Source organism: Mesorhizobium sp. M7A.F.Ca.US.002.01.1.1 (assembly GCF_004022955.1).
In the GTDB taxonomy this organism is placed as follows: domain Bacteria; phylum Pseudomonadota; class Alphaproteobacteria; order Rhizobiales; family Rhizobiaceae; genus Mesorhizobium; species Mesorhizobium ciceri.
Map to the genome: position 1 here is coordinate 1 of NZ_RZQE01000558.1, position 3,470 is coordinate 3,470.

At 62.4% G+C, this 3,470-nt stretch carries 5 protein-coding genes and 1 pseudogene; 1 reads left to right on the plus strand and 5 read right to left on the minus strand.

Going from position 1 to position 3,470, the window contains the following annotated elements:
• Nucleotides 1-225 (minus strand): annotated as a pseudogene (locus EN932_RS31835) (hypothetical protein); the annotation flags it as partial.
• Nucleotides 218-739, minus strand: coding sequence for a hypothetical protein (locus EN932_RS31840; protein ID WP_013532080.1), 522 nt, complete (start codon nt 737-739; stop codon nt 218-220). The gene EN932_RS31840 and the pseudogene EN932_RS31835, both read right to left, overlap by 8 nt.
• Nucleotides 740-903: 164 nt before the next feature.
• On the opposite strand from EN932_RS31840, the gene EN932_RS31845 reads away from it, so the two are divergent.
• The gene (locus tag EN932_RS31845) at nt 904-1,263 is read left to right on the plus strand and encodes a hypothetical protein (RefSeq protein ID WP_013532081.1); all 360 of its coding nucleotides are present in this window, start codon (nt 904-906) and stop codon (nt 1,261-1,263) included.
• A 14-nt stretch (nt 1,264-1,277) separates the two neighbouring features.
• Here EN932_RS31845 and EN932_RS31850 read toward each other — a convergent pair whose 3' ends face one another.
• The 3 genes from EN932_RS31850 to EN932_RS31865 all read right to left on the minus strand — a co-directional run.
• Nucleotides 1,278-2,243, minus strand: a complete 966-nt coding sequence (locus EN932_RS31850) for a DUF3592 domain-containing protein (RefSeq protein ID WP_245268559.1) — start codon at nt 2,241-2,243, stop codon at nt 1,278-1,280.
• Nucleotides 2,244-2,361: 118 nt separating this feature from the next.
• The gene (locus EN932_RS31855) at nt 2,362-2,970 is read right to left on the minus strand and encodes a class I SAM-dependent methyltransferase (RefSeq protein WP_013532083.1); all 609 of its coding nucleotides are present in this window, start codon (nt 2,968-2,970) and stop codon (nt 2,362-2,364) included.
• A 226-nt stretch (nt 2,971-3,196) separates the two neighbouring features.
• Nucleotides 3,197-3,470, minus strand: a 274-nt coding sequence (locus EN932_RS31865; RefSeq protein WP_281034582.1) for a GH25 family lysozyme, incomplete at its 5' end; no start/stop codon positions are given.

Below are 3,470 nucleotides of genomic sequence, written 5' to 3' on the forward strand. Positions count from 1 at the left end.
GTATTTGATGGCGAGCGCTTTGCCGGCGAATTCGAAATGGATCTGGCGGAAGCCGAAATCGCAGCGCTGCGTCCAGGCGGCCAGCCCGACAGTTTTGTCAGACAATTTTTCCCAGGCGCATTTGTCGATGGGCGGGCGCGACGGCGCCGGCTCGTCCGCCATGGCTGGTATCGTCGCGGATGCAAGCAGGGCACTGGCCCAGATGGTCGATCGCACGCTATTCATCGCTGCATCCTGTTAAAATGAAGGCGTCCCAGGCCGAACCGCCTGGATTGGCATTGGCGAAATCGGCTCCTTCGGTGAAAGCCACGCCGAAACCGGGCAAGAGCAGCCCTCTCGGCGCCGGTGTCGCTTCGCGCGAATTCAACTGCTCGGCGCCGCCGCCGGTCAAGGCATAGACCTGGCCCTCCCATAGCCTGCACAATCCGCTACCGTCCTGCAGGCCGCCTTCCCGGTCGTCGTCGGTGCAGGCGTGGCGAATGGTGCCGAGCGGGAAGGAATTCTTGCCGTTGGTCCAGGTGATGTCGGCGGGCAGGCTCGTGCCGGCTTTGGGCACGGCCAGCGAAAACACTTCGGCCGTCAGCGCCGCCGGCTCGTTGGCGAGCGGCCGGAATTGCACGACGGCACCCGAGCGCGGCTCCTGATAGGTGGCGTGACTCAGGAGGCATTCTTTTGCCAAGGCCGCCTGCATCGGGCCGAGCAGGCCCAGGAGGAAAAAGGCCAGTATGCGGGTGATCATCCAATGTCTCTGGGAAAGCGTTGAGTCGGCCCGCACAGTCGCATCATCCGCGCAAAAGCATAGCAAAATCCGGAACGGCGGCGTTTGTCCGCTCCTGGACAAAACTTGTCCACGCAAAATCCCACCAGCCTGTATGGTCGAGCGCACTGATCGAAGGAGTGGTGATGCGGCGTTTGGTGATGACGACGGCAATATCCGCATTCGCCGGTGGCTCCGCGCTGGCGGCGCCGCCTTATGTTGGGACATGGTCTAGCGACAGGCTGAACTGCCACGCGGCTCCCGACATCCAACGCGAGACTGTGTTCACAGTGGACCAGGCGTCGCTGTCGTTCCCCGATCTCGGCTGCGAGCAGGCGACATTTCGCAAAAGCTCGACCGGTTGGGTGGTGCATGCCAGCCAATGCTACGGTTCCGACCCGTCGATCGAGGAGCCGTTCGCGCGTGTCATCCATATCGTCAGGCATGGGGCCACGCTGCGGTTCACCTGGCCTGGCTTCGACAGCGGACCGCTCGTCCGCTGTTGAAGGCGTCCGGCGCCTCAGACCAGGCCGACCAGAAAGGCGGCGCCACCGAGAAAGCCTGCCGAGCAGATCCATAACAGCCAGAGCCCCCGTACCCGGCATTCCAGCACCGCCGAGCCGGGGTTGGCGGGGTCATAGTGGACGTCGACCTTGCTGCCTTCGACATACTGCCGTGCCTGGCCGCCGACGAGGCCGGGCAACGAAGCCGTCACGGTTCCGCCGAAGGTCACACGATCGGCGCTGTAGCGCAGGCCGGCGACGTCATAGGAGTAGACGATGCGGGATTTGAAGACGGTGCGCCAGCGACCATGGCCAGAATGGTTTCGGAGCGCCTGCAGGCCCGAGTTATCGATGCGGCCGGCAGTGACCGGCCATTTTGCCGCCTGCTCGGCCAGCGATTTCTGGACGAAGCCCATGCGCAAGGCAAACAGGCCCATGAACAGCAGCAGCGCTCCCGCGCCGAGGTTCTGCGGCTTGGGCAAATGCGGCCTGATCGCCTCCAGGACGCCGCCGACGGAAAACACCAGAACCAGCGCGCCGACCACCAGCCCGGCCGAGAGCTGGATCATGAACTTGAAGGCGCCTTCGGGCATGGTGCGCTCGATCACGGCTTTGCTCGGATCGGCCGGATTGTAGAAGACAGTCACCTCCGCGCCGCGGGGAAACTGGGCAAGGGTTTCGGTGACTTCGAAATTCCCCAAATTCTCCTTCACGCTGTAGCGCGAGCTTTGAAATTTCTTGCCGCCAACCTTGTATTCGAAGGTGATCGCCGGAAAATTGCGCATTTCGGTGGTATCAGTGCTGTCCGAACCAACGCCCGAGCTTCTGACCTCGCGTGCCTCGACGCGCGACGAGATGATCTTTCCCGGCGTCGGCAGCCAGCGGCTGAGTGCCTTCACCTCTCGCCATTTCATGAAGGTGATGAACGACAGCGCGCCCGCGACCACGCAGGCAAAGCCGACAAGCATGATCTTGAGTTCCAACTCGTCTCCCCCCAGGAGTGCAGGAACCCGCACATAGACAGCATGGCGGCGGCAATGTCTTGTATTTTCGCAAATCTGAAAAGGCTGAGCAGCGCAAACGGCAACAGCCCACGCCGCGTTATGCAGGCTTCACGGCCAGGAACGTGTTCCATTCTTCGCTATTGCGGCCGACGTTGAAATCGTCCCTGATGAGGACCAGCCCGGCGCCTTCGAGACGGGCGGCGAAGTCGTCCCTGCGCCAGTAGACCATGTGATATTCGCCTGATGTCTCGCCATCGCCATTGCGCATCGAGACGAGGAAGGCGCCGCCCGGGCGCAGCGACCCGGCTATCTTGGCAAGCACCTGGTCGGTCTGGTCGCGAGGCACGTGGATCAGGACGCATAGGGCAAGGACCGCGTCGTAGGGGCCGCCGAGATCATCGGTGATGAGATCGAGCAACTCGCCATGCTTACCACGCGCGGCCTGCAGCTCGAGAAACCGCTTGGTGGCGTCGGTGCGCCGAACCTTGACGCCCAAATTTTCCAGAAAATCCGCATCGTATCCGGCTCCGGACCCGACTTCCAAAATCCGGCCACCTGTGCCGGCGATTGCCACCAGGCGCTTGAGCGATGCCTGCTCCCTCTCGTTGGGAACATGGCGCACGATGGCATCATATTGTTCCGCATAATCCTCGTAAGCGCTGATCGTTTGACGGCTCTGTGCCAGAGCCTCCGATGACACACCCATCTTTTCCTCCCATGCGTCCTTGTTGGTCAAAGAGCCAGACACTTTCCTCAGCGAATGCTGCCAGCGGAAGCGTGTCCATCGAGCAGTCCGATATCGCGCTTGAAATGGTCCGACAGCGCACGCTGGTCAAGCAGGCCGCGTGAGCGGGTCCTGAAGGGAGCGGCGAAGAGGTCGAGGATCGGCGGACACCCGAGAAAGCGAACGACGCCAAGCCTGATAGCTTGTCTCAGTTGGCGTCGGCTACCGTCTGCCGGCCGCCGGCCCAGGCGCGCCATTGCCGTTCGTCGCCATGGAAGACATTGAGGTCTATGCGGCCAGTGACGCCGTGCGACAGGCCGGAGCCGGAATACTGCCAGAACAGCCATTTGCGGCCGGGATAGACCTTTGACGGATGCTGGGCGACCGCACGCAGCCAAAACGGATAGTCGAGGAATTCGCCCCTGAGATTGTCGCGGTAGAAATCGGGCGCGGTGTAGATGATGGGCCGCTGGCCGTAATAG

Coding starts and splice junctions, on each gene's coding strand:
- EN932_RS31840 (WP_013532080.1), bottom strand. CDS start 739: ATGATCACCCGCATACTGGCCTTTTTCCTCCTGGGCCTGCTCGGCCCG.
- EN932_RS31845 (WP_013532081.1), top strand. CDS start 904: ATGCGGCGTTTGGTGATGACGACGGCAATATCCGCATTCGCCGGTGGC.
- EN932_RS31855 (WP_013532083.1), bottom strand. CDS start 2,970: ATGGGTGTGTCATCGGAGGCTCTGGCACAGAGCCGTCAAACGATCAGC.